General features: G+C 66.3%; 21 protein-coding genes and 1 pseudogene. 8 read left to right on the forward strand and 14 right to left on the reverse strand.

The genetic code is table 11. The features are described from left to right. Positions 1–107: 107 nt before the first annotated feature. The 3 genes from AC56DV_RS09685 (at position 108) to AC56DV_RS09695 (ending at position 4445) form a co-directional block, all read left to right on the forward strand. Positions 108–470 carry a hypothetical protein gene (locus tag AC56DV_RS09685; RefSeq protein WP_496314079.1) on the forward strand — a complete coding sequence of 121 codons (363 nt, stop codon included), beginning with the start codon at positions 108–110 and terminating at the stop codon, positions 468–470. Positions 471–644: 174 nt separating this feature from the next. Beyond that, positions 645–2525 carry a flagellar assembly protein A gene (locus AC56DV_RS09690; protein ID WP_496314080.1) on the forward strand — a complete coding sequence of 627 codons (1881 nt, stop codon included), beginning with the start codon at positions 645–647 and terminating at the stop codon, positions 2523–2525. A gap of 9 nt (positions 2526–2534) precedes the next feature. Beyond that, positions 2535–4445: a flagellar assembly protein A gene (locus AC56DV_RS09695; RefSeq protein WP_496314081.1), complete on the forward strand. Its 1911-nt coding sequence runs from the start codon at positions 2535–2537 to the stop codon at positions 4443–4445. Here the strand turns inward: AC56DV_RS09695 and arfB are convergent. From arfB to AC56DV_RS09710, 3 genes are read right to left on the reverse strand one after another with little or no spacing between them, the layout of a single operon-like run. Next, positions 4414–4806, reverse strand: coding sequence for an alternative ribosome rescue aminoacyl-tRNA hydrolase ArfB (gene arfB / locus AC56DV_RS09700; RefSeq protein WP_496314082.1), 393 nt, complete (start codon positions 4804–4806; stop codon positions 4414–4416). The genes AC56DV_RS09695 and arfB overlap by 32 nt on opposite strands. Continuing rightward, complete coding sequence (locus AC56DV_RS09705) at positions 4803–5891, reverse strand: CaiB/BaiF CoA transferase family protein (RefSeq protein ID WP_496314083.1); 1089 nt, start codon at positions 5889–5891, stop codon at positions 4803–4805. Before AC56DV_RS09705 ends, arfB begins: the two co-directional genes overlap by 4 nt. Further along, a complete protein-coding gene (locus tag AC56DV_RS09710; protein ID WP_496314084.1) occupies positions 5888–6934 on the reverse strand; it encodes an HDOD domain-containing protein in 1047 nt (348 codons plus the stop codon). The genes AC56DV_RS09705 and AC56DV_RS09710 overlap by 4 nt, the downstream gene beginning before the upstream one ends. A 175-nt stretch (positions 6935–7109) precedes the next feature. Here AC56DV_RS09710 and AC56DV_RS09715 point away from each other — a divergent pair, with 175 nt between their 5' ends. After that, a complete protein-coding gene (locus AC56DV_RS09715; RefSeq protein ID WP_496314085.1) occupies positions 7110–7595 on the forward strand; it encodes a chemotaxis protein CheW in 486 nt (161 codons plus the stop codon). A gap of 24 nt (positions 7596–7619) precedes the next feature. Here the strand turns inward: AC56DV_RS09715 and AC56DV_RS09720 are convergent, their stop codons facing one another. The 4 genes from AC56DV_RS09720 to AC56DV_RS09735 are packed head-to-tail and all read right to left on the reverse strand — an operon-like array spanning position 7620 to position 12040. Beyond that, the gene (locus AC56DV_RS09720; RefSeq protein WP_496314086.1) at positions 7620–9617 is read right to left on the reverse strand and encodes an ATP-binding cassette domain-containing protein; all 1998 of its coding nucleotides are present in this window, start codon (positions 9615–9617) and stop codon (positions 7620–7622) included. 10 nt (positions 9618–9627) lie between these two features. Further along, the gene (gene prmB, locus AC56DV_RS09725; RefSeq protein WP_496314087.1) at positions 9628–10515 is read right to left on the reverse strand and encodes a 50S ribosomal protein L3 N(5)-glutamine methyltransferase; all 888 of its coding nucleotides are present in this window, start codon (positions 10513–10515) and stop codon (positions 9628–9630) included. 29 nt (positions 10516–10544) lie between these two features. Then, complete coding sequence (dapE, locus tag AC56DV_RS09730; protein WP_496314088.1) at positions 10545–11690, reverse strand: succinyl-diaminopimelate desuccinylase; 1146 nt, start codon at positions 11688–11690, stop codon at positions 10545–10547. After that, positions 11687–12040 (reverse strand): ArsC family reductase, encoded by a 354-nt coding sequence (locus AC56DV_RS09735; protein WP_496314089.1) that lies wholly within the window; start codon positions 12038–12040, stop codon positions 11687–11689. The genes dapE and AC56DV_RS09735 overlap by 4 nt, the downstream gene beginning before the upstream one ends. A gap of 164 nt (positions 12041–12204) precedes the next feature. Here AC56DV_RS09735 and AC56DV_RS09740 point away from each other — a divergent pair, with 164 nt between their 5' ends. After that, entirely contained in the window at positions 12205–12327 is a 123-nt protein-coding gene (locus tag AC56DV_RS09740; protein WP_496314090.1) for a hypothetical protein, read from the forward strand. A 5-nt stretch (positions 12328–12332) separates the two neighbouring features. Here the strand turns inward: AC56DV_RS09740 and AC56DV_RS09745 are convergent. The 5 genes and pseudogenes from AC56DV_RS09745 to dapC form a co-directional block, all read right to left on the reverse strand. Further along, a pseudogene (locus tag AC56DV_RS09745) lies at positions 12333–12743 on the reverse strand (MFS transporter); the annotation flags it as partial. Positions 12744–12758: 15 nt separating this feature from the next. Beyond that, the gene (locus AC56DV_RS09750; RefSeq protein ID WP_496314091.1) at positions 12759–13481 is read right to left on the reverse strand and encodes an MFS transporter; all 723 of its coding nucleotides are present in this window, start codon (positions 13479–13481) and stop codon (positions 12759–12761) included. 93 nt (positions 13482–13574) lie between these two features. After that, positions 13575–14711: a PilT/PilU family type 4a pilus ATPase gene (locus tag AC56DV_RS09755; protein ID WP_496314092.1), complete on the reverse strand. Its 1137-nt coding sequence runs from the start codon at positions 14709–14711 to the stop codon at positions 13575–13577. Positions 14712–14748: 37 nt separating this feature from the next. After that, complete coding sequence (gene dapD, locus AC56DV_RS09760) at positions 14749–15576, reverse strand: 2,3,4,5-tetrahydropyridine-2,6-dicarboxylate N-succinyltransferase (RefSeq protein ID WP_056397036.1); 828 nt, start codon at positions 15574–15576, stop codon at positions 14749–14751. A 12-nt stretch (positions 15577–15588) separates the two neighbouring features. Continuing rightward, entirely contained in the window at positions 15589–16803 is a 1215-nt protein-coding gene (gene dapC / locus AC56DV_RS09765; protein ID WP_496314093.1) for a succinyldiaminopimelate transaminase, read from the reverse strand. A 150-nt stretch (positions 16804–16953) separates the two neighbouring features. On the opposite strand from dapC, the gene AC56DV_RS09770 reads away from it, so the two are divergent. Both AC56DV_RS09770 and AC56DV_RS09775 read left to right on the forward strand, forming a co-directional pair. Continuing rightward, positions 16954–18771: a DUF4153 domain-containing protein gene (locus AC56DV_RS09770; RefSeq protein WP_496314094.1), complete on the forward strand. Its 1818-nt coding sequence runs from the start codon at positions 16954–16956 to the stop codon at positions 18769–18771. Between the two features lie 143 nt (positions 18772–18914). Beyond that, complete coding sequence (locus AC56DV_RS09775; RefSeq protein ID WP_496314095.1) at positions 18915–19412, forward strand: VOC family protein; 498 nt, start codon at positions 18915–18917, stop codon at positions 19410–19412. Here the strand turns inward: AC56DV_RS09775 and AC56DV_RS09780 are convergent. After that, positions 19389–20141, reverse strand: coding sequence for a Mut7-C RNAse domain-containing protein (locus AC56DV_RS09780; RefSeq protein ID WP_496314096.1), 753 nt, complete (start codon positions 20139–20141; stop codon positions 19389–19391). The genes AC56DV_RS09775 and AC56DV_RS09780 overlap by 24 nt on opposite strands. A gap of 41 nt (positions 20142–20182) precedes the next feature. Here AC56DV_RS09780 and AC56DV_RS09785 point away from each other — a divergent pair, with 41 nt between their 5' ends. After that, the gene (locus AC56DV_RS09785; RefSeq protein ID WP_496314097.1) at positions 20183–20572 is read left to right on the forward strand and encodes a VOC family protein; all 390 of its coding nucleotides are present in this window, start codon (positions 20183–20185) and stop codon (positions 20570–20572) included. Here the strand turns inward: AC56DV_RS09785 and AC56DV_RS09790 are convergent, their stop codons facing one another. After that, complete coding sequence (locus AC56DV_RS09790) at positions 20573–21169, reverse strand: hypothetical protein (RefSeq protein ID WP_496314098.1); 597 nt, start codon at positions 21167–21169, stop codon at positions 20573–20575.

The following is a 21169-nucleotide window of genomic DNA, read 5'->3' on the forward strand; positions in this document are numbered from 1 at the left end:
ATTGCCAACCCATTACAAACTGTTACAAACTTTACCCAATTGGTCTTACCCCCGGGGGGAAATGTCCATACACTGGTCGCATGGCAGTAAAGCTACAGAGGAATACGATGAACAAGCATCCCGACAAACCGAACGCGGCGCTCCAGGCGTCCAGGCTGGTCCGCGCTTCCGTGGGAGCGCTGGCCGTCTGTACCCTGCTGGGTTCGGCCCTGCCGGCCTTGGCCTCCGGTCCGGATAATCCGCAGCAGCGCAAGGAAGAACGCAGCGACCGTTCCCGCAACGAGGACCGCGAACGCGCCCAGCGCGAGATGGCGGCCCGCGCCGAAGAGCGCCAGCGCATGCTTCAGGATAGCACCAACAACGCCGAGGCGTCGCGCCGGGTCCGCATGACGGCCGACGAGCGCCGCGACCTGCGCCGCCAGATCAATGAAGCGGGCGCGGAAGTCTACGCTTTGCCGCCGCGCCGTTGATCTTAATCAAACGCTGCGCCACATGGCGCAGCGGCGTAGTATGGAAGCATCATCAACATACCGAAAATTCCCTTTCATTCTTGACTTGCGTGTAACATTGGTTACTTGTGAGAATGCCGGCCGCCGTGTACAGCACCGCGGCCGGCGTTTGCCGTATGTCGGGAGGATATTTTGGTGGACAAAGTAGCAGAAGCTGCCGCGACAGCGTTGCCCCATGGCGTCATCCAGCGCCCGGACGGGGTGTATCTGGACGCCTCCCTGCAGGGGCCGGTGTTCGTGGCGGCCATTAACCAGATCTTCTCGGCCGGCGCCTTCCTGGCCGGGCTCGATTACGCTGTGTTCACCAAAGCCCTGTTCAACATCGGCCCGCCGCTGCCGCCGGGCCCGCCCGGCCAGGCGCTGATACGCATCGCCGACGTGGTCCGCATGTTCGACCCGCAGCGCCGCGCGCTGTACCGCGCAGTGAAAATGGACAAGGAACTGGCCGAGTACGTGTTCGAGCCGCTGTTCCTGGACGCCATGGAGTTGCCGGACGGCACCGTGATCCCCGAGCGCCCCGTGAAGCTGGATTTCGACGAGTTCGTGGCCGACCTGTGGACCAAGGGCATCCGCTTCGGCATCGACGCTAACAACGTAAAGGCCGGCATCGCCTCGGCGCGCGGCGACCGCAGCACCGTGGCGCGCCGCCTGGAGCCGGGCAAGAGCATCGACGCGCACGTGGTGGAAGTGTCGCAGGACCTGCACCGCAGCGACGCGCCGCGCGAAAAGGCCGATGGCCGGGTGGACCTGAACAGTTTCCAGAACCGCTTCCCGCAGATCCGGCAGGGCATGCGCCTGCTGAAGAAGGTGCCGGGCCAGGCCGGCTCGCAGGGCCTGGAAATGGCCGGCACGGTGCTGCTGCCGCAGCCGCCGGCCGACCTGGACTTCCGCCGCTGGGTGGGCGACGGCACCGTCATCGAGAACACGCCGGACGGCGAATTCCTGGTCGCCGCGCAGGATGGCTTCCTGGACGTTGATACCAAAAGTGGCCGGATCTCCGTGCGCGACAAGATCGTCAGCCGCGAAGGCGTGAGCGGCCGCACCACCGGCAACCTGGCGCTGGCCGGCGCCTTCGAGGAGTTCGGCGACGTGCAGGAAATGCGCGCGGTGGACGGCAGCGACATCACCATCCGCGGCAACGTGTTCGGCAACATCAACTCCACCGGCGGCACCATCATCCTGGGCGCCAACCTGGTGGGCGGCAGCGCCTACAACCTCAAGGGCGACATCAAGGTCAAGGGCGTCGCTTCCGGCTCCACCCTGCACACGCGCGACGGCGAGATCCGGATTGCCGGGCGCGCCGAGAGCTGCGTCATCGTCGGCACCAAGGTCAGCATTGCGGAAGCGTCGAACTGCGAGATCCTGGCCGACGAGGTGAAGATCGGAATAGCCGAGGGCTGCGCCGTGGCGGCGCGCCGCATCGAGATTGAAAGCGCCGGTCCGCGCAAGCAGAGCGAAATGCTGGTGCTGGTGCAGGTACCGGACATGGGCCCGATCAATGGCGAAATCGCCGAGCTGGCGGCCAAGATCGATGCGCTGGAACAGCTGCGCCAGCAGTTCCGCCTGGAGGCCGAGCAGATCACCGCCATTCCGCAGGTGCGCGGCTACATGACGCTGACCGCGCAGATGCGCAAGGGCGAGCTGACCCTGACGCCGGAACAGGCGCCGCAGCTGAAGAAAATGGCCGCCACCGTCGAGCCGCAGCTCAAGACCGTGGGCCACCTGCTGCAAAAGATGAAGGCGGCCGAGTCGCAGCAATTGGTGCGGCGCGCCCAGATCGACGAGCTGCGCAAGCAGAAGCTGGCCTCGAACGGCCTGGCCGGGTGTAAGATCGGCATGGTAGCCGGCGAAACGCTGGTGCGCAGCATGCCGCTGAAGCACGGCGCGCCGGCGGCCAACCTGATGGCGCCCAAGGACGGCAAAACCTTCCTGCGCGGGCCGCACGTGGGCTACGAAAGCCTGTTCTCCGACTCCCTCGGGTCGCTGGACTGGACCTATAGCGTCGAGCCGGAATAAGGAGGCGTGGTGCAGAACGACGTCCAGGCCGCAGCTTCGCCAGCGGAAGGCGAGCTGCCGTCGTCCATCGTCAACCGCGCCGACGGCGTCTACTTCAAAGGCGACGCCACGGCGGCCGCCTGCCTGGCCGGCGTGAACCACTTCTTCCTGGCCGGGGCCTATTTCGCGGGACTGGACTACGCGGTCTTCATCCGCGTGCTGTACGGCGTGGGGGCCGAGCTGCCGCAAAACCTCAAGGACCAGCCGCTGATACGCTTTGCCGGCAGCGTGGAACCGTTCCATGCGCAGCGGCGGGAACTGTATAAATCGGTGCGCATCGTCAACGGCGAGGCGGAGTATTACTTCGAGCCGGTGTTCCTCAACGTGGCCGACATGCCGCCCGAGCCGGCGCGGCTGAACTTCGACGAGTTCGTGGCCGACATGTGGGTCAAGGGCATCCGCTTCGGCATCGACGCGCCGGCCGTCAAGGCCACCATCGCCGCCGGCCGCGTGGTGCGCCTGATCGCGGCGCGCAAGCTGAACGCCACGCCGGGGCGCGACGCGGCCATCGTCGAGGTGTCGCAGAGCATCCACCGCAGCAACGCCCCGCGCGAGATGGCCAACGGCCGCTTCGACCTGCACACCTTCCAGAACCGCTTCCCGCAGGTGCAGCCGCACGTCAAGCTGCTCAGGAAGGTGCCGCGCTCGCCCGGGCTGCGCGGCTACGAGCTGTCCGGCATACCGCTGGAGCCGCCCGAGCCGCGCGACATCGAGCTGGGCAGCGTGGCCGGCGAGGGCACCATGCTGGAGCAGGCGGGCGGCGTGGAATACCTGGTGTCGGCGGTGGAGGGCTTCATCAGCGTCGACGGCAGCAAGAAGATTTCGATCGGCCCCAAGATCATCAGCCGCGAGGGCGTGAGCGTGCGCACCACCGGCAATTTGCAGCTGACCGGCGAGTACGAGGAATTCGGCGAGGTGCAGGAGCAGCGCATGGTCGAAGGCGGCAACATCACCATCCACGGCGACGTGTTCGGCAACATCGTTTCGCGCGGCGGCAATATCGCGCTGCAGCGTAACCTGGTGGGCGGCAGCGCCGTCAACGCGGGCGGCAACGTGGCGGTCAAGGGCGTGGCCTCGGGCGCGGTGATCCAGACCAAGCTGGGCGAAGTGGTGCTGGGGCGGGCCGAGAGCTGCGTCATTTCCGGCACGCGGGTGGTGATCGGCGAGGCCAGCAACTGCGAGATCATCGCCGACGAGGTGCTGATCAAGAGCGCCGAAGGGTGCGCCATCGCGGCGCGCCGCATCGAAGTGGGCCGCGCCGGGCCGCGCCGGCAAACCGAGATGCTGCTGTTCCCGCTGGTGCCGGACACCGCCAAATACGACCAGGCGATTGCCGAGCACACCGAGCGCGCCGGGCGCTTCGGCGCGCAGGCGCAGAAGTTCAAGGCCGAGCTGGACGCCATCACCAGCGAGCCGGAGCTGCGCAACTACCTGACGCTGGCGACCAGCGTGCGCAAGCAGGAAGTGATGCTCACGCCGGAGCAGCTGGCGCTGTTCCAGAAGATGGCCGTCTCGGTAGGGCCGGCGCTGCGCTCGGTGGGCAAGCTGTCGCTCACGGTGAAAGAGGCCAAGGCGCAGGAAGCGGTGGCGCTGGAGCAGGCCGCGCTGGTGCGCAAACAGAAGGAAACCGTGATCGGCCACGGCCGCTGCACCGTGCAGATCGTGACCGGCGACACCATCGTGCGCGAGATGAAATTCAACCCGGACCTGGGCGCGCCGTACGACCGCGCGCCGAAAGAGATCAAGGCCAGGCTGCGCGGCAGCACCTCCGGCATTGCCGCCATTTTCGCCGGCAGCAGCGGCTCGGTGGACTGGGCCGCCAACTCGCCGTCCTTGCCGCCGGCGGACTTTACATCTCCACCTTCCCCCGCAGCTTCTTGACGGCTGCATCCTTGGTCTTGCCATCCAGCCGCTTGCGCTGTGAGCTGCGCGTGGGGCGCGTGGCGCGGCGCGGCTTGGCCGGCACCGCCACGCTGTCGACCAGCTCCTGCAGGCGCCGCAGCGCCTCTTCCTTGTTGGCTTCCAGGCTGCGAGCCTGCTGCGCCTTGAGCACCACCACGCCGTCCTTGGTGATGCGCGTGTCGCGCAGCGCGAGCAGGCGTTCCTTGATGGCGTCCGGCAGCGAGGACGCCGCGATGTCGAAGCGCGCATGCACCGCGTTCGACACCTTGTTCACGTTCTGCCCGCCCGGCCCCTGCGCGCGGATGGCGCTGAACTCCACCTCGTCGGGATTGATGTTCATGCCTGGAACTTGAGCGGGCCGGCCGCCGCCCAGTACTCGCCCTCGCTCTCGTGCACTGCGCGCGCAGCCATGCCGCGCGCCTGGAACAGCGGATGCGCCAGCGCCTCGCTGGTGCGCAGGATGGGCGAGACGCAGCAGTCGCTGCCGGCAAAGGCCTCGGTCCATTCGGCCAGCGTGCGCTGCGCGAAGATGGCGTCCAGTTCGGCCTGCACCGCCAGCGCGTCCTCGCCGGCCACTTGCTGGCCCAGCTGCCAGTGGCGCGCTTTCAGGTCCGGGCGCTGCAGCACGTCGCAGCAGCCCTGCCAGAATTTCAGCTCCAGCGCGCCCACCGCCATGTAGCGGCCGTCGCTGGTGCGGTACACGTTGTAGCAAGGCACGCCGCCGGTCAGCAGGTCGCGCCCCGGCGCGGCGTCGCCGCCGTTGTTGACGGCCACCAGCGGCATGATGTTGTTGGCGAATACCGCGTCCGTCATCGACACGTCCACGAAGCGGCCCGCGCCGCCCATTTTCACTGCCACCAGCGCCGCCAGGATGCCTTGCAGCGCGGCCTGCGCGCCGCCCAGCAGGTCGCCCACCTGCAGGTTGGGCAGGGCAGGGCGGCCGTCCGGGCCGGCGTTCTGGTCCAGCATGCCGGCGTAGCCGATGTAGTTGATGTCGTGCCCGGCCAGCAGGGCGTAGGGGCCGTCCTGGCCGTAGCCGGAGATGGCGCACATCACCAGCTTGGGATTGCGCGCGCGCAGCACTTCCCAGCCCAGGCCCAGCTTGTCCATCACGCCGGGGCGGAAGCTTTCCACCAGCACGTCCGCCTGCTCCACCATGGCGAGCAGCTGTTCGCGCTGGGCGGCGTCCTTCAGGTCCAGGCGCACGAAGCGCTTGCCGCGATTGACGGCCACGAAGAATTGCGACACTTCCTTGCGCACCGGGCCCATCACGCGCGCGTAGTCGCCAGGACCGGGGTCTTCGATCTTGATGATTTCGGCGCCCAGGCCGGCCAGTTGCATGGTGGCGGCGGGGCCGGGCAGCAGGCGGGTGAGGTCGAGCACGCGGATGCCGGCCAGCGGCAGGGATGGATCTTGTTGCGTCATTGGGTGTTCTCTTGGTTCTCTTGGTTCGCTTGTTGTTCCTGTTCGGCCAGGATGGCCGTCTTGCTTTGATAGTCGCCCAGCGACAGCAGGCGCCCCATGGCCGACAGCTGCGCGCCTTTCTGCAGCGCGTCCAGTTCGCGCACCGCTTGCGTGACGGCGGGCGCGAAATTCCAGTCCTGCGCGATGGCCGCCGACACCTGGCGCGCGCTGCGCAGCAGCTGGGCGCAGAACATGGGACTGCCCAGGTCTTTGGCGCCGTTGGCCTCCTGGTCCATCATGCGCAGCGACACCAGCAGGCCGGCATTCTGCACCAGGCCGGCCAGGAAGGCGTCGAACGGCTCCACGCCGAGCGGCCCCGCCAGTGCGCGGTTGGCGCCGGCGCAGCGTTCGGACTGCTCCCAGATGCGCGGCGCCAGCAGCTTGGTGTAGTGGCCGGAATTGAGGTCGATGATGGGCTTGAAGGCCACCGTCGTGATGAGCTGGCGCAGGCCTTCCTGGCCGATCACGATGACGGCGTGCTCCACGCTGGTGATGGCTTGCGCGCCGGGCAGCATGGCGCCGTTGGCCAGGCGGATGACGGCCGCCACCAGCACCACGTCGCTGGAGATCTTGCGGGCGATGTCGGCGCCGGCGAAGTGCTCGCTGCGAAGGCTTTGCAGCAGTTGCGGGATCAGGCCGGGCATGCGCCGCATCAGGTCCGCGCCGGACGCGGGCGAGCTGGCGATGCCGGACAGCGTTTGCAGGATGCGCTTTTCGGCGTCGCTGGTTTCCAGCGTGTCTCCGGGCGCGGCGCCGAACAGCCAGCGGTTGTAGCGGATGTTGAGCAGGTCTTTCTGTTCGAAGGTGGGCGCGGCAGGCGTGGGGGCGGCTGCGGGAGCGGCCTGCGGCGCGGCGGCAGGTGCAGCGGCAGGTGCAGCGGCAGGGGCGACGGCCGGCGCGGGCTCCGGCGGCAGCTCCGGCGCGGCCGGCGGCTGGGCGCGCGCGGGCTGGGGCGTGCTGCGCGGTCCGGCGCCGCCGATCAAACGCTTGAGCCACTGGTACATAGGTTGCCTTCAATTCGGGTGGGAGGAGCGCGTCCCATTGTAGCGGGTTGGCTTTCGTTTGCCACGCGCCGATGTTGCCCCGATGTTGCGCCGGTAACGTTGACTCCAATCAACACTTGCGCTAGCGGCGCCGGGTAGGATGGTGAACGCGTCATCCTACAGTGAAAGGATCATCATGCAATCGTCAACCTTGCAGGGCGCTGCCGATGCCGGGCTGCGCCAGTACCTGAGCTTTCGCTTGGGCGGGCTGGAATATGCGCTGGACTACCGCAACGTGCAGGAGCTGCGCCCGCTGACGGCGTTGGAGCGCTTTTCGGCGGACGGTGAGGTTATCAGCGGCGTGGCGGTGTCGCGCGGCGTGATCATGCCCATCGTGGACATGCGCATCGCGTTCGGCCCGCGCCCGCCGGTGCACGACCCGCGCACGGACGTGATCATCCTCAAACTGACGGATTGCGTGATGGGGATGGTGACGGACGGGGTAACCGATATCGTCACCCTGGCGGAGAACAGCATCCAGCCCATGCCGGGGCTGGCCAATGTGGATTACCTGCTCGGCGTGGGCACCACGCAGGCCGGCAGGCGGCTGATCGTGGTCGATATCGACAAGCTGATGTCGATACGGCGGACGAACTTTGGCGGGTTGCGCGTTGCACGCTAACCCGCCGGCCCTGAGTTGCGAGCTTTACGCCGCCAGGGCCTCCAGCTGCTCCTGCAGCTCGAGCCATTCGCCTTCGAGTTGCGCGAGATCCTTGGTGTAGAAGGCCTGGTCGGTCAGCAGGGTTTTCAGCTTGGCCTTGTTGGCGGCGTCGTAGATGGCGCTGTCGCCCAGCGCCGCGTCCACTTCGGCCTTCTGGCTGTTGCGCTTGGCGATGCTTTCCTCCAGGCGCTTGATCTTGTTCTCGATCGGCTTGCGCAGCGCGGACAGCTTCTGGCGCTGTTCGGCATCCTGGCGCTTCTGGTCCTTGCTGTTGACCACCGGCGCCGATGGCGGCGCCACCGGCGAGGCCACCGGGAAGTCGGTCTTGTTGCCCTTGCCCGCGGCCGGCAGGACGTCGGTGCCCTTGCCCAGCTTGGTCTGGAACAGCCAGTCCTTGTAGTCGTCCAGGTCGCCGTCGAACGGCTGCAGCTTGCCGTCGGCGACGATGATGAACTGGTCGGTGGTGGCGCGCAGCAGGTGGCGATCGTGCGACACCACCACCAGCGTGCCCTCGAACTGCGCCAGCGCCTCGGTCAGCGCTTCGCGCGTTTCCAGGTCCAGGTGGTTGGTCGGTTCATCGAGCAGCAGCAGGTTGGGGCGCTGCCACACGATCAGGGCCAGCGCCAGGCGCGCCTTCTCGCCGCCGGAGAACGGCGCGATCGAGCTGGTGACCATGGTGCCCGGGAAATTGAAGCCGCCCAGGAAGTTGCGCAGCTCCTGCTCGCGCACGGTGGGCGCGATTTTCGCCAGGTGCCACAGCGGCGATTCGTCGTGGCGCAGCATCTCCACCTGGTGCTGGGCGAAGTAGCCGATGTTCAGGCCCTTGCCCATGGTGGCGTCGCCGGTCAGCGGCGACAGCTCGCCGGCGATGGTCTTGATCAGCGTGGATTTACCGGCGCCGTTCACGCCCAGCAGGCCGATGCGCTGGCCGATCTGCAGCGAGAAGTTGATGCCGTGGACGATGCTCTTGGTGGTGATGTCGCCGGTGGCTTCGTTCTCGATCTTGTAGCCAGCGTCCACGTCTTCCATCACCAGCAGCGGGTTCGGAGCGCTGAGCGGCTCGCGGAATTCGAAGGAGAATTCGGCGGCGGCGCGCAGCGGCGCCAGTTCTTCCATCTTGGCCAGCGCCTTCATGCGGCTCTGCGCCTGGCGCGCCTTGGAGGCCTGCGCCTTGAAGCGGTTCACGAACGATTCCAGGTGGGCGCGCTTGCGCTGCTGCTTTTCCAGCGCGCCTGCGGCCAGGATCATCTGCGCCGCCCGCTGGCGTTCGAAGGACGAGTAGTTGCCCGAGTAGCGCTTCAGCTTGCGCTCGTCGATGTGCACCACCACGTTCACCACTTCATCCAGGAAGTCGCGGTCGTGGGAGATGATGATCAGGGTGCCGGCGTAGCGCTTCAGCCAGTCTTCCAGCCAGATGATGGCGTCCAGGTCCAGGTGGTTGGTCGGTTCATCGAGCAGCAAGAGGTCGGAAGGGCACATCAGCGCCTGCGCCAGGTTCAGGCGCATGCGCCAGCCGCCCGAGAAACTGGCCACCGGCAGCTGCATCTGGTCCAGCGTGAAGCCCAGGCCCAGCAGCAGCTGTTCGCCGCGCGACTGCACGGTGTAGGCGTCGGCGTCGGCCAGCGCGCTATAGACTTCGCCGATGGCGATGCCGTTTTCGCTGGTGGCCGGTTCCGATTCCAGGCGCGCCAGTTCCGCTTCCAGCTTGCGCAGGTTGACGTCGCCGTCGATGGCGTAATCGAGGGCGCAGCGTTCCAGCGGCGGGGTTTCCTGCGCAACGTAAGCCACGCGCCATTTGGCCGGGAAGTCGATTTCGCCCTGGTCCGGGTGCAGCTCGCCGCGCATCATCGCGAACAGGCTGGATTTGCCGGCGCCGTTGGCGCCGATCAGGCCGATCTTGTCGCCGGGATTGAGGGTGACATCAACCTGCTCCAGCAGCGGCTTCACGCCGCGCATCAGGCTTACTTGGATAAAGCGGATCATAGCTTGTTCTTTACAGTTTGAGCTGGTCGGCGGTCAGCAGGAATACCATGTCGTCGCCGGCGCTGGTGGTCAGCCAGGTCAGGCCCAGGTGGCCGAAGGCCTTCTCGGCGAATGCGCGCTCGTTGCCGATTTCAACGATCAGCAAGCCCTCGTCGGTCAGGCGCTCGCCGGCGCCGGCCACGATCTTGCGCACCAGGTCCATGCCGTCCGCGCCGCCTTCCAGGGCGATCTGCGGCTCGGCCAGGTATTCCGGCGGCAGCTTGGCCATCGAACCGGAGTTCACGTACGGCGGGTTGGTGATGATCAGGTCGTACTTCTTGTTCGGCACATTGGCGTACAGGTCGGACTCGATCAGCGTCAGGCGGTCCTGCAGCTTGTAGGTGTCCACGTTGATGCGGGCCACGTCCAGCGCGTCCTTCGAAATGTCCACCGCGTCGACCTGCGCGTTCGGGAAGGCTTCGGCCAGCATGATGGCCAGGCAGCCCGAACCCGTGCACAGTTCCAGCACGTTGGTGGTGGCTTCAGGATCGACCATCCACGGCGAGAAGTAGTCCGGGATCAGTTCGGCGATGAAGGAACGCGGCACCAGCGCGCGTTCGTCCACGTAGAAGCTGTAAGGGCCCAGCCACGCTTCGCGCGTGATGTAGGCAGCCGGCACGCGGTCTGTGGCGCGGCGCTCGATCACCGCCAGTACGGCGTCGATCTCCTGCGGCAGCAGGCGCGCGTCCAGGAACGGGTCCAGCTTGTCCAGCGGGAGCTTGAGCGTGTGCAGGATCAGGTAGGCCGCTTCGTCCAGCGCCTCCACGCTGCCATGGCCGAAGAACAGCTTGGCGGTGTTGAAGCGGGTGACGGCGTAGCGCAGCAGGTCGCGCGGGGTGGTGAAGAGGGAGGTGGTCATTATTATTCTCGCAAATGGAGCGGCCGCGCTCAGCGCAGCAGGTTCTCAAGGGTACGGCGGTAGATGTTCTTCAGCGGATCGATGAAACGCAGCTCGATGTGCTCGTCGATCTTGTGGATGCTGGCGTTGGGAGGGCCGAATTCTATCACCTGGGGGCAGATCTGCGCGATAAAGCGGCCGTCCGAGGTGCCGCCGGTGGTCGATAGCTCGGTCTCTATGCCGGTTTCGGCGCGGATCGCGTCGGCCATGGCGGTGCTCAGCGTGCCGCGCGGGGTCAGGAAGGGCAGGCCGCTCAGGGTCCATTTCAGATCGTATTCCAGGCCGTGCCTGTCGAGGATGGCGTGCACGCGCGCGCGCAGCTCCTCGTGCGTGCTGGCGGTGGAGAAGCGGAAGTTGAAGTCGATCTCCAGCGCGCCCGGAATCACGTTGTTGGCGCCGGTGCCGGCCTTGATGTTGGACATCTGCCAGGAGGTGGGCAGGTAGTACTCGTTGCCCTGGTCCCAGACTTCCGCCACCAGGTCGGCCAACGCCTGCGCCGACTGGTGGATGGGATTGCGCGCCAGCTGCGGATAGGCGATGTGGCCCTGGATGCCCTTGATCACCAGGTGGCCGGACAGCGAACCCCGGCGGCCGTTCTTGATCATGTCGCCCAGCGTCTTGTCCGAAGTCGGTTCGCCGACGATGCAGTAATCGATGGTCTCGCCGCGCGCCTTCAGTTTTTCCACCACCACCACGGTGCCGTCGGTGGCCGGGCCTTCCTCGTCGCTGGTGATGAGGAAGGCGATCGAACCCTTATGGTCCGCGTTGGCGGCCACGAACTCCTCGCAGGCCACCACGAAGGCGGCGATGGAGGTTTTCATGTCGGCCGCGCCGCGGCCATACAGCTTGCCGTCGCGGTGGGTGGGGTAGAACGGTTCCGAGCTCCACTGCTCGACCGGGCCGGTGGGCACCACGTCGGTGTGGCCGGCGAACACCAGCACCGGGCTGGCCGTGCCGCGCCGCGCCCACAGATTGGTGACCTCGCCGGAGACGATGGTCTCGCACTGGAAGCCGAGCGGCTCCAGCAGCGCGATCAGCTGCTCCTGGCAGCCTTTGTCTTCCGGCGTGACGGAAGCGCGGCCAAGCAGTTTCTCGGTCAGCGCGAGGGTGCGGGAGGCGGGGTGGGAGCCGCTCATTTGGCGAAGATCTGGCGGTAGGCGTCCGGCGAGAAGCCGACGTGGCAAGCCTCGCCCGCGCCTTGCAGCACGGGGCGCTTGATCACGGACGGGAACTCCAGCATCAGCGCGGTGGCGCTGGCGGCGTCGGTGACGGCGGCCTTGCGCTCGTCCGGCAGGCCGCGCCAGGTGGTGCCCTTCTTGTTGACCAGGACTTCCCAGCCCAGCGTCTGCAGCCAGCCGCCGACGGTCTGCGCGTCCAGGCCCTGCTTTTTGAAATCGTGGAAGGTGAATTCGTGCTGCTGGTCAGCCAGCCAGACGCGGGCCTTCTTCACCGTGTCGCAGTTGGGGATGCCGTAGAGAGTAATCATGGATGCGTAAGTTCAGGAGCGTGGCCGCGCCGGGCGGCGGCCGAAGTGCAGCATTATAACGTGACTGGAAAGCTCCGCTTCCGCTCCCTTTGCCAGGCAGTACGCAAAACAGTTTCTTGATAAAGCAGACATTATTATGGAGAACAGGTATGCCGCAGATAACTATGAAGCAGGCAGTCGCGGCGGCAAGGGCGGCGATTGCCGACATGCATGATGATGTAAGTCCGCTGGATGAGCTTGCCACGGGCATCTTGCCCGATATGCGCGAGGCGGCGGGATTGTTATAGCCGGCTTAGGCCGCCGCGATGCGCGAGCGCGAACTGGCGGCCACCAGCAGCATGGCGCAGCCCAGGCCAGCGAAGGCCATCTGCAGGCTGGAGGCGTGGGCGATGAAGCCGATCAGCGCCGGCCCGGCCAGGATGCCGGCGTAGCCGATGGTGGTGATGGCGCCCACGGCCAGTCCGGCGGGCATGTCGTGCTGGCGGCCCGCCGCCGTAAACAGGATGGGCACGATGTTGGATGCGCCCAGGCCGATCAGCACGAAACCCAGCAGCGCCACGGCGGGCGTGGGCGCAATGACGGCGGTGAAGAAGCCGGCGGCGGCGCATAGGCCGCCCGTCAGCAGCACGCGCCGGCTGCCGAAGCGGGCCACGATCTTATCGCCGGTAAAGCGGCCCAGCGTCATCGCGACCGCGAAGGCGGCGTAACCAAGGCCGCCCTAGTCGGCGCTGATGCCGGTGGCGGTGGTCAGCAGCAGCGCGCTCCAGTCCAGCACCGCGCCTTCGGCCATGAAACAGGCAAAGCACAGCAGGCCGATGACGGCCACCGCGCCGCGCGGCACCACGAACAGGCGCGTGTCTTCCTTGGCGTCCGCCTGCGCGGCAGGCGCTGCCGGCAGCAGATTGGGCGCGGCTGCCGCCAGCACCGCCGCCGCCACGGCGGCCACCAGCACGGAGGCCATCAGCGTGTCCATTCCGGCCCACAGCAGCAGCGCCATGCCGCCCGCGCCGGCGATGCCGCCCACGCTGAACATGCCGTGAAAGCCCGACATGAGCGCGCCGCCGCTTTCCTTTTCCACTTGCACCGCTTGCACATTGATGGCCACGTCCAGCGTGCCGATGGTGGCGCCGAACAGGAACAGCGTCACGCCCAGCAGCAGCGGCGAGGGCGCCACGGCGAGAAAGGGCAGCACCGCGCACACCAGCGCGCCGGACACCAGCACCACCGGGCGGCAGCCGAAGCGCGTGGTCAGCGCGCCGGTGATGGGCATGGCCAGCAGCGAGCCGATGCCCAGGCACAGCAGCAGCATGCCCAGCTGCGACGCTTCCAGGTTCAGGCGCTCTTTCGCATACGGCACCAGCGGCGCCCAGGCGGCCATGGTGATGCCGGCAGTTAAAAATCCGAGGCGGGTGGAGAGGCGGTGTGCTGCTGAGTTATTCATGAGTCCGGGGCTGGATAGCGCTAACGTAAAATCTCGCAATTGTACGGACAGGACCCGGAGTTTGCCGAAAATGCTCCGGGTTCGCTTTATGAGTCAGGTGTTGAGCGTAAACTCGGTGAAGGAGGTTTCAGCCACGGGCGCCTTCTGCTCCGGCTCCTCGTGCTTGCTGTCCGGGCCGTTGTTCAGCAGCCAGAGCAGGTTGGTGGCCGAGTCGGCGTTGGCGAGCGCTTCTTCCTGGCTGATCAGGCCTTGCTGCACCAGCTGGAACAGGGCCATCTCGAACGACTGCGAGCCGGCCGACAGGCTCTTTTCCAGCGCCTCCTTGATCTGGCTGATTTCGCCCTTTTCGATCAGGTCCGAGATGTGGCGGGTGTTGAGCATCACTTCCACCGCAGCCGTGCGCGTGCCGCCGTTGATCGAGCGGATCAGGCGCTGCGAGACGATGGCCTTCACCGTGGACGACAAATCCTGCAGCAGCGCCGCCCGGTTTTCGATCGGGTAGAAGCTGATGATGCGGTTCAGCGCGTTGTAGCTGTTGTTGGCGTGCAGCGTGGCCAGCACCAGGTGGCCCGACTGCGCGTAGGCCAGCGCGGCAGCCATGGTCTCGCGGTCGCGGATCTCGCCGATCAGGATGCAGTCCGGCGCCTGGCGCATGGAGTTGCGCAGCGCGGTGTAGAAGTCCTTGGCGTCGCTGCCGATCTCGCGCTGGTTGACGATGGATTTCTTGTTCTTGAACAGATACTCGATGGGGTCTTCGAGCGTGAGGATGTGGCCCGAGCGCAGTTCGTTGCGGTGGTCCAGCATCGAGGCGATGGTGGTGGACTTGCCGGAACCGGTGGCGCCCACCAGCAGCAGCAAGCCGCGCTTTTCCATGATCAGCTCCGCCAGGATAGGCGGCAGCGCCAGCTCGGCCAGCACCGGGATGTTGGCCGGCACGAAGCGGAACACGGCCGAGATGCTGCCGCGCTGGCGGAAGGCCGACAGGCGGAAGCGTCCCAGGTTGGGCACCGACACGCCCATGTTCAGCTCATTCTCGCGCTCCAGTTCCGCCATCTGCTCGGGCGAGCAGATTTCGGCCAGCAGCGCGTGGATGTTTTCCGGCTCCAGCTTCTGCTGGTTGATCGGGATCAGGTTCCCGTTGATCTTGATGTGAACCGGCGAATTGACCGCGAAGAACATGTCCGACGCGTTCTTTTCCTTCATCAGCTGGAACAGGCGGTCCATTGCCATCGTGCTCTCCTCAAGATCCCCGGGATGGAAAACCGTCTTAGATACCGCGCAGCAGTTCGTTGATGCCGGTCTTGGAGCGGGTCTGCGCGTCTACGCGCTTGACGATCACCGCGCAGTACAGGCTGTACTTGCCATCGTCCGACGGCAGCGAGCCCGATACCACCACCGAACCCGATGGAATGCGGCCGTAGGTGACTTCGCCGGTGGCGCGGTCGTAGATCTTGGTCGACTGGCCGATGTACACGCCCATCGAGATCACCGAGTTCTCTTCCACGATCACGCCTTCCACGATCTCCGAACGCGCGCCGATGAAGCAGTTGTCTTCGATGATGGTCGGATTGGCCTGCATTGGCTCCAGCACGCCGCCGATGCCAACGCCGCCCGACAGGTGCACATTCTTGCCGATCTGCGCGCAGGAACCGACGGTGGCCCAGGTGTCGACCATGGCGCCTTCATCGACGTAGGCGCCGATGTTAACGTACGAAGGCATCAGCACCACGTTCTTGGCGATGAAGGAGCCGCGGCGCGCAACGGCAGGCGGCACCACGCGGAAGCCGCCGGCCTGGAAGTCGGCTTCGGTGTAGTTGGCGAACTTGGTCGGCACTTTGTCGTAGAACTGCATGGTGCCGTCGGACGGCAGCACCACGTTGTTCTCCAGGCGGAACGACAGCAGCACGGCTTTCTTGATCCACTGGTTCACCACCCAGGTGCCGGTGTCCTTCTGCGCCACGCGCAGGGAGCCGTTGTCCAGGCCGGCCAGCACGTGCGATACCGCGTCGCGCAGCTCGGCGCTGCCGTTGGCTGGGTTGATCTCGGCGCGGTTGTCCCAGGCTTGTTCGATGATGTTTTGCAGTTGTTGGGTCATGATGCTTCTCTTTTATTTAGACAGGTTTTTGCAGAATTGGACGATGCGGTGCGCCGCTTCCAGGCCTTCCTCGGCCTCGGCCACCAGCGCCATGCGGATGCGGTTGCGGCCCGGGTTGATGCCGTGCGCGTCGCGCGCCAGGTAGCTGCCGGGCAGTACGGTTACATTATATTCGGCGTACAGGCGCTGGGCGAACTCGGTGTCCGACAGGCCGGTGCGGCTGACGTCGGCCCACAGGTAGAAGCCGGCGTCCGGCAGCGCCACGTCCATCACTTGCTGCAGCAGCGGGGTGATGGCGGCGAACTTGGCGCGGTACTGGGCGCGGTTGGCTTCGACGTGGGTTTCGTCGTTCCAGGCCGCCACCGACGCAGCCTGCACGGAAGGGCTCATGGCCCCGCCGTGATAGGTGCGGTACAACAGGAATTTTTTCAGCACTTCGGCGTCGCCGGCCACGAAGCCCGAGCGCATGCCCGGCACGTTGGAGCGCTTGGAGAGGCTGGAGAACACCACCAGGCGCGCGTACGGGCGCTCCACGGTGGACAGGCCCAGTATATGGGCCGCCTGCAGCGCGCCCAGCGGCGCTTCGTCGCCGTGGAAGATCTCGGAGTAGCACTCGTCGTCGGCGATCACGAAGTTGTAGCGCTCGGACAGCGCGAACAGGTTTTCCCAGTCCGTCAGCGACAGCACGGAGCCGGTCGGATTGCCGGGGGAGCACAGGAACAGCAGCTGCACGCGCTCCCACACCGAGGCGGGGATGCTGTCGTAGTCGCAGCCGAAGTTGCGGGCCGGGTCGGAGTTCACGAAGTACGGCTCGGCGCCGGCCAGGTAGGCCGCGCCTTCATAGATCTGGTAGAACGGGTTGGGCGACACCACCAGCGCCTTGGCGGCCGGATCCACCACGGTCTGCGCCAGCGCGAACAGCGCCTCGCGCGAGCCGTTCACCGGCAGCACCTGGGTGGCCGGGTTCAGCGCCGGGATGCCGTAGCGGCGTTCCAGCCAGCCGCAGATGGCGCCGCGCAGAGCTTCCGAGCCGATGGTGGTCGGGTAGCTGGCCAGGCCGTTGATGTTGTCGATCAGCGCCTGCTGGATGAAGGGTGGCGTTGGATGCTTCGGCTCGCCCATGCCCAGGCTGATGGCGGAATAGTCGGCGTTCGGCGTCACCTTGGCGAACAACTGGCGCAGCTTTTCGAACGGGTACGGTTGCAGCTTATCGAGATGTGGATTCACAGGCGGACCAAAGAGCGGAAATCGGAACCAGCCATTATAGCGCCAGCGCGGACTGGTTGTGCGCCGCAGCGGAGATGGCGGGTATTGCAAATCCTGTAGTGTATGCAATAATGCCAACTTACTAATGAGCGCCAACCAGTGAAGGACCGCATGCAGGCCGATTCCACCCAGACCGTACTCGAAGCCACCACCACCCGCAGCAACGGTTATCTGCGCCTGGCCGTGGGCCTGCTGCAGGGCGGCCTGCTTTACCTGCTGCACCGCGCCGCCAGCGGCAACGCCTGGCCGGCCACCGAGCCTATGCTGTTCGTGCCGCTGCTGATGGCCTCCGTTCTGCTGCCGGTGCTGTTGATTTCCAGCCTTGGCCACATCGGTGGACGCAAACTGGTGCTGTGGATGGCGGTTGCCGCCGCCGTCATCATGGCGCTGGCGCTGCACGACGCCTGGCGCGGCGGCGGCCTTGCCCGCCTGGCCGCAGCGGGCAAGGAGCCACGCTATCCGTCCGCGCTGGTGTCGGTGTTCAGCGCCGCCTTCTTCTTCATCGCGCACTCGCTGGTGATGGCGGGCGTGCAGGAAGGCCGCCGCCTGGCCGGTTACGCCACGTATTTCGAAACCGCGTGGAAGCTGTTCATCCAGGCCGCGTTCTCGGCGCTGTTCGTGGCCGCGCTGTGGGCCATGCTGAGCCTGGGCAGCGGCCTGTTCATGCTGGTGAAGCTGGATTTCCTGAAGGAGTTGCTGCGCAAGGCCTGGTTCAATGCGCCGGTGCTGTGTTTCGCGTTTGCCTGCGCCATGCACATTACGGATGTGCGGCCCGCCATCGTGCGCGGCATCCGCACGCTGCTGCTGGTGCTGATGTCATGGCTGCTGCCGGTCACGGTGCTGCTGCTGGCCGGCTTCCTCGGCAGCCTGCCGTTCACCGGGCTGGAAACGCTGTGGAAGACCGGCCACGCCACCAGCGTGCTGCTGGGCGCCGCCGCCACGCTGGTGGTGCTCATCAACGCGGCCTACCAGAACGGCGAAGTGGCAGGCACGGTGGCGCCTGCGGTACGCTGGAGCGCGCGCATCGGCGCGCTGATGCTGTCGCCGCTGGCGGTCATCGCGATCTATGCGCTCAGCCTGCGGGTGGATGATTATGGCTGGAGTTCGGACCGCCTGATCGCCGCCGCCTGCCTGCTGGTGGCCATGTGCTACGCGCTGGGCTACGCCTACGCCGCCGTGCAGCGCGGCTCGTGGCTGCGCACCCTGTCCATGACCAACGTGGGCGCAGCCTGGCTGGTGCTGGCGGTGCTGCTGGCGCTATTCACGCCCATTGCCGACCCGGCCCGCATTTCCGTCGACAGCCAGATGGCGCGGCTGGAGCGCGGCGAGGTCAAGGCCGACAAGTTCGACTACGAATACCTGAAATTCGAAGGCGCCCGCTACGGCCGCGCCGCGCTGGAGCGCCTGAAGGCGGCCACCGGGCCAGACGCGGCGGCCAGGCGCGCCGGCGCGGCCGCCGCGCTGCGCAAGGAATATCGCGGCCAGCGGGGCGACAATGTGGCGCTGAGCAGCGCGGACATCGGCGCCAATCTCAGGGTCTGGCCCAAGGGCGCCAGCCTGCCGGAGAGCTTCCCTTCGGCTGCCTGGACCGGGCAGCGCGGCAACGGCGCCGAGGTTCCGCTCTGCCTCTATCAGCAGGGCGTGCATTGCGACGCCTTCGTGATGGACCTGACCGGCGACGGTCGGCCCGACGTGCTGGTGATTGGCGATGCGCCGCACATTGGTTCGTCCCTGCTGGCGCTGCGGGACGGGAAGTGGACGGTTGCCGGCCGCCTTCCGTATACCCTGTCCGGTTGCCCGGGCCTGCTGGACAAGCTCAGGGCGGGCCAGGTGAAAACCGTGGCCAAGGCCTTGCCGGACCTGGAAGTGGATGGCGTGCGCATCCCGGTCGAGTCGCCCGAGCGGCTGCAGATGAAAGCCTGCCAATGAACCAGCGCCGCCGCCTTCCTCCGCGCTGATCTGGCTGTTCCTGCTGCAGGAGGCGGCCTGGTGCATCGTCCAGTGCCTGCCCGTGCGCCGCCCTCTGCCCGCCGGTGTAATATGGACAACCTTGTCACACGAGGAGGCATGTTATGGCCAGCATCCAGCAAATCGTTCCCTGCCTGTGGTTCGACTCCCAGGCGGAAGAAGCCGTCAATTTCTACGCAGGCATCTTCGACAACGCGAAAATCAAGCAAATTACGCACTACACGGAAGCCGGCAAAGAGATCCACGGCCGCGAGCCCGGTTCCGTGCTGACGGTGGAGTTTGAACTGAACGGTACGACATTTACCGCCATGAACGGCGGGCCGATGTTCAAGTTCACCGAAGCGGTATCGTTCCAGGTGATGTGCGAGAGCCAGCAGGAAGTGGACCGCTACTGGCTGCACCTGGGCGAGGGCGGCGACCCGGCCGCGCAGCAGTGCGGCTGGCTGAAGGACAAGTTCGGCGTGTCCTGGCAGGTGGTGCCGCGTGTGCTGATGGAAATGCTCAATGATCACAGCTCGTCCAAGACCCAGCGCGTGATGTCGGCGCTGATGGACATGAAAAAGCTCGATATCGTCGAGTTACAGCGCGCCTACGCCGGCTAGCACGGCGCGCATGCGCTGCCAGTGCGAGCCTTGCCAGAACACACCGTCGCACAGGTCGCAGGTGACGAACAGTTCATGCCTGGCGCGCACGGCGGGCGGCAGCTTGTGCTGCACGTCCTCCTTGGCCACGGCACGCAGCGGCGCATTGCATTGCAGGCAAAGCGTGAAAGGGCGCATGCTGCCGGCCAGGTCCAGCCGGTCCGCGATCTCGCGCAGCTGCAGCTCGGGCTTGAGCGCGCGCACGTAGCAGCCGTGGGTAACGCCGCGCCGTTTCAGCAGGTCGCGGTCGCGCGTGAGCACGATGCGCTGCTGTTCGGCGGAGATGACTTCGATCTCGCGGTCGCCGATGGCGTTGTCGTACAGCGTGTCGAAGCCGGCCATGCGCAGCAGGCGCGCCAGGCCCCCCAGGTGGGCGTCGGCGATGAAGCGCAGGCCCTGGCCGAGTACGCGCAGCGGCTGTTCGCGCACCCGCAGCAGGGAGCTGACGTCGAAGGCTTCGAACTTGGGATAGACGGCCACCCGGTCGCCGTCCGCCAGCAGGCGCTCGAAGCCGCAGGACTCGCCGTTCACCAGCACCAGTTCCACTTCGGTGTGCGGCACGCCCAGCGCCTCGATCATGTGCTTGGCGGTGGCGGCGCGCGCGCAGGGCGCGTCGAACTCGCGCCGGCGCCGCGCGGGCGGCAGGAAGTCGTTGAGCTCTTCGTAGAAACGGAACGTCGCGGTCACCATGATGCGAGTATCATCTACCCATCCCTGAAAGGAGGCAAGCCATGCAAGCGCAACCCCTTATCGCAGTGAGCGATGTTGAAGCCAGCAGCCGCTGGTATCAGGTGGTGCTCGGGGCCCGCAGCGGCCACGGCGGCAAGGAGTACGAACAGCTGATGTTCGGCGAGCACATGATATTGCAGCTGCACCGTTGGGACGGCCACGGCCATGCCCACATGGGCGATCCGGAAAAGCGGCCCTACGGCAACGGTGCGCTGCTGTGGTTCCACACGGAAGATTTCGACGAGGCGGTGGAGCGCGCGGCCTCCATCTCGGCCGTGGTGCTGGACGGCCCGCGCGAAAACACCAACGCATCCCACCGCGAAATCTGGCTGCGCGATCCGGATGGCTACGTGGTCGTCATCGCCGGGCCGTATGGCGACACGGGCATGTAATTACCAGGACTTCAAGCGTTTGGCGAGGGTTTCGATGGCGCTGGCGGAGTTCTTCTCCAGCATGAGCAGTTCGATTTCCAGCTTGTCGTCATTCAGGATGGCCGATACGCCGGCGGCGGCTGCAATGGCGTCCCTGGACTTGTCCGTGAGCTTGCAGCCGTGATACAGCGCCGTTGCGGCTTCCTTGCGGTGCACGCCCTGGGTGCCGCGCAGGGTCTTGTACAGGAATTTGCTCTTCCTGAACAGCTGGGTTCCGATGGTGGGGGCGCTGCCCACGATGGTGCCCACGGTTACCGCGCCCAGGGCGGTGCCTGCGCCGGGCAGGGCCACGGTGCCGGCTGCGCCGCCGATAATGGCGCCGGCCGTGCCGAAGGCCATGGTGGCGGCGGCCTGGCCGGCCTTGCGCTTGGTCTTGGTGGACTTCTTGGACACCACGTAGCTCAGCGCCATCGGCACGCTGTTGATCGCGCTTTTGCCGTCATAAGGCTGCCAACCCGTGTAGTAGCGGGTCAATACAAACTCGAGTCTGCCGACTTTCTCGGCAGCGTTGCTGGCGGACATGGCGTGTTTTGCGGCGCTGAACAGAAAGGTACTCAT

It is taken from the genome of Massilia sp. BGA-UO-ETr-WB1 (assembly GCF_059567845.1).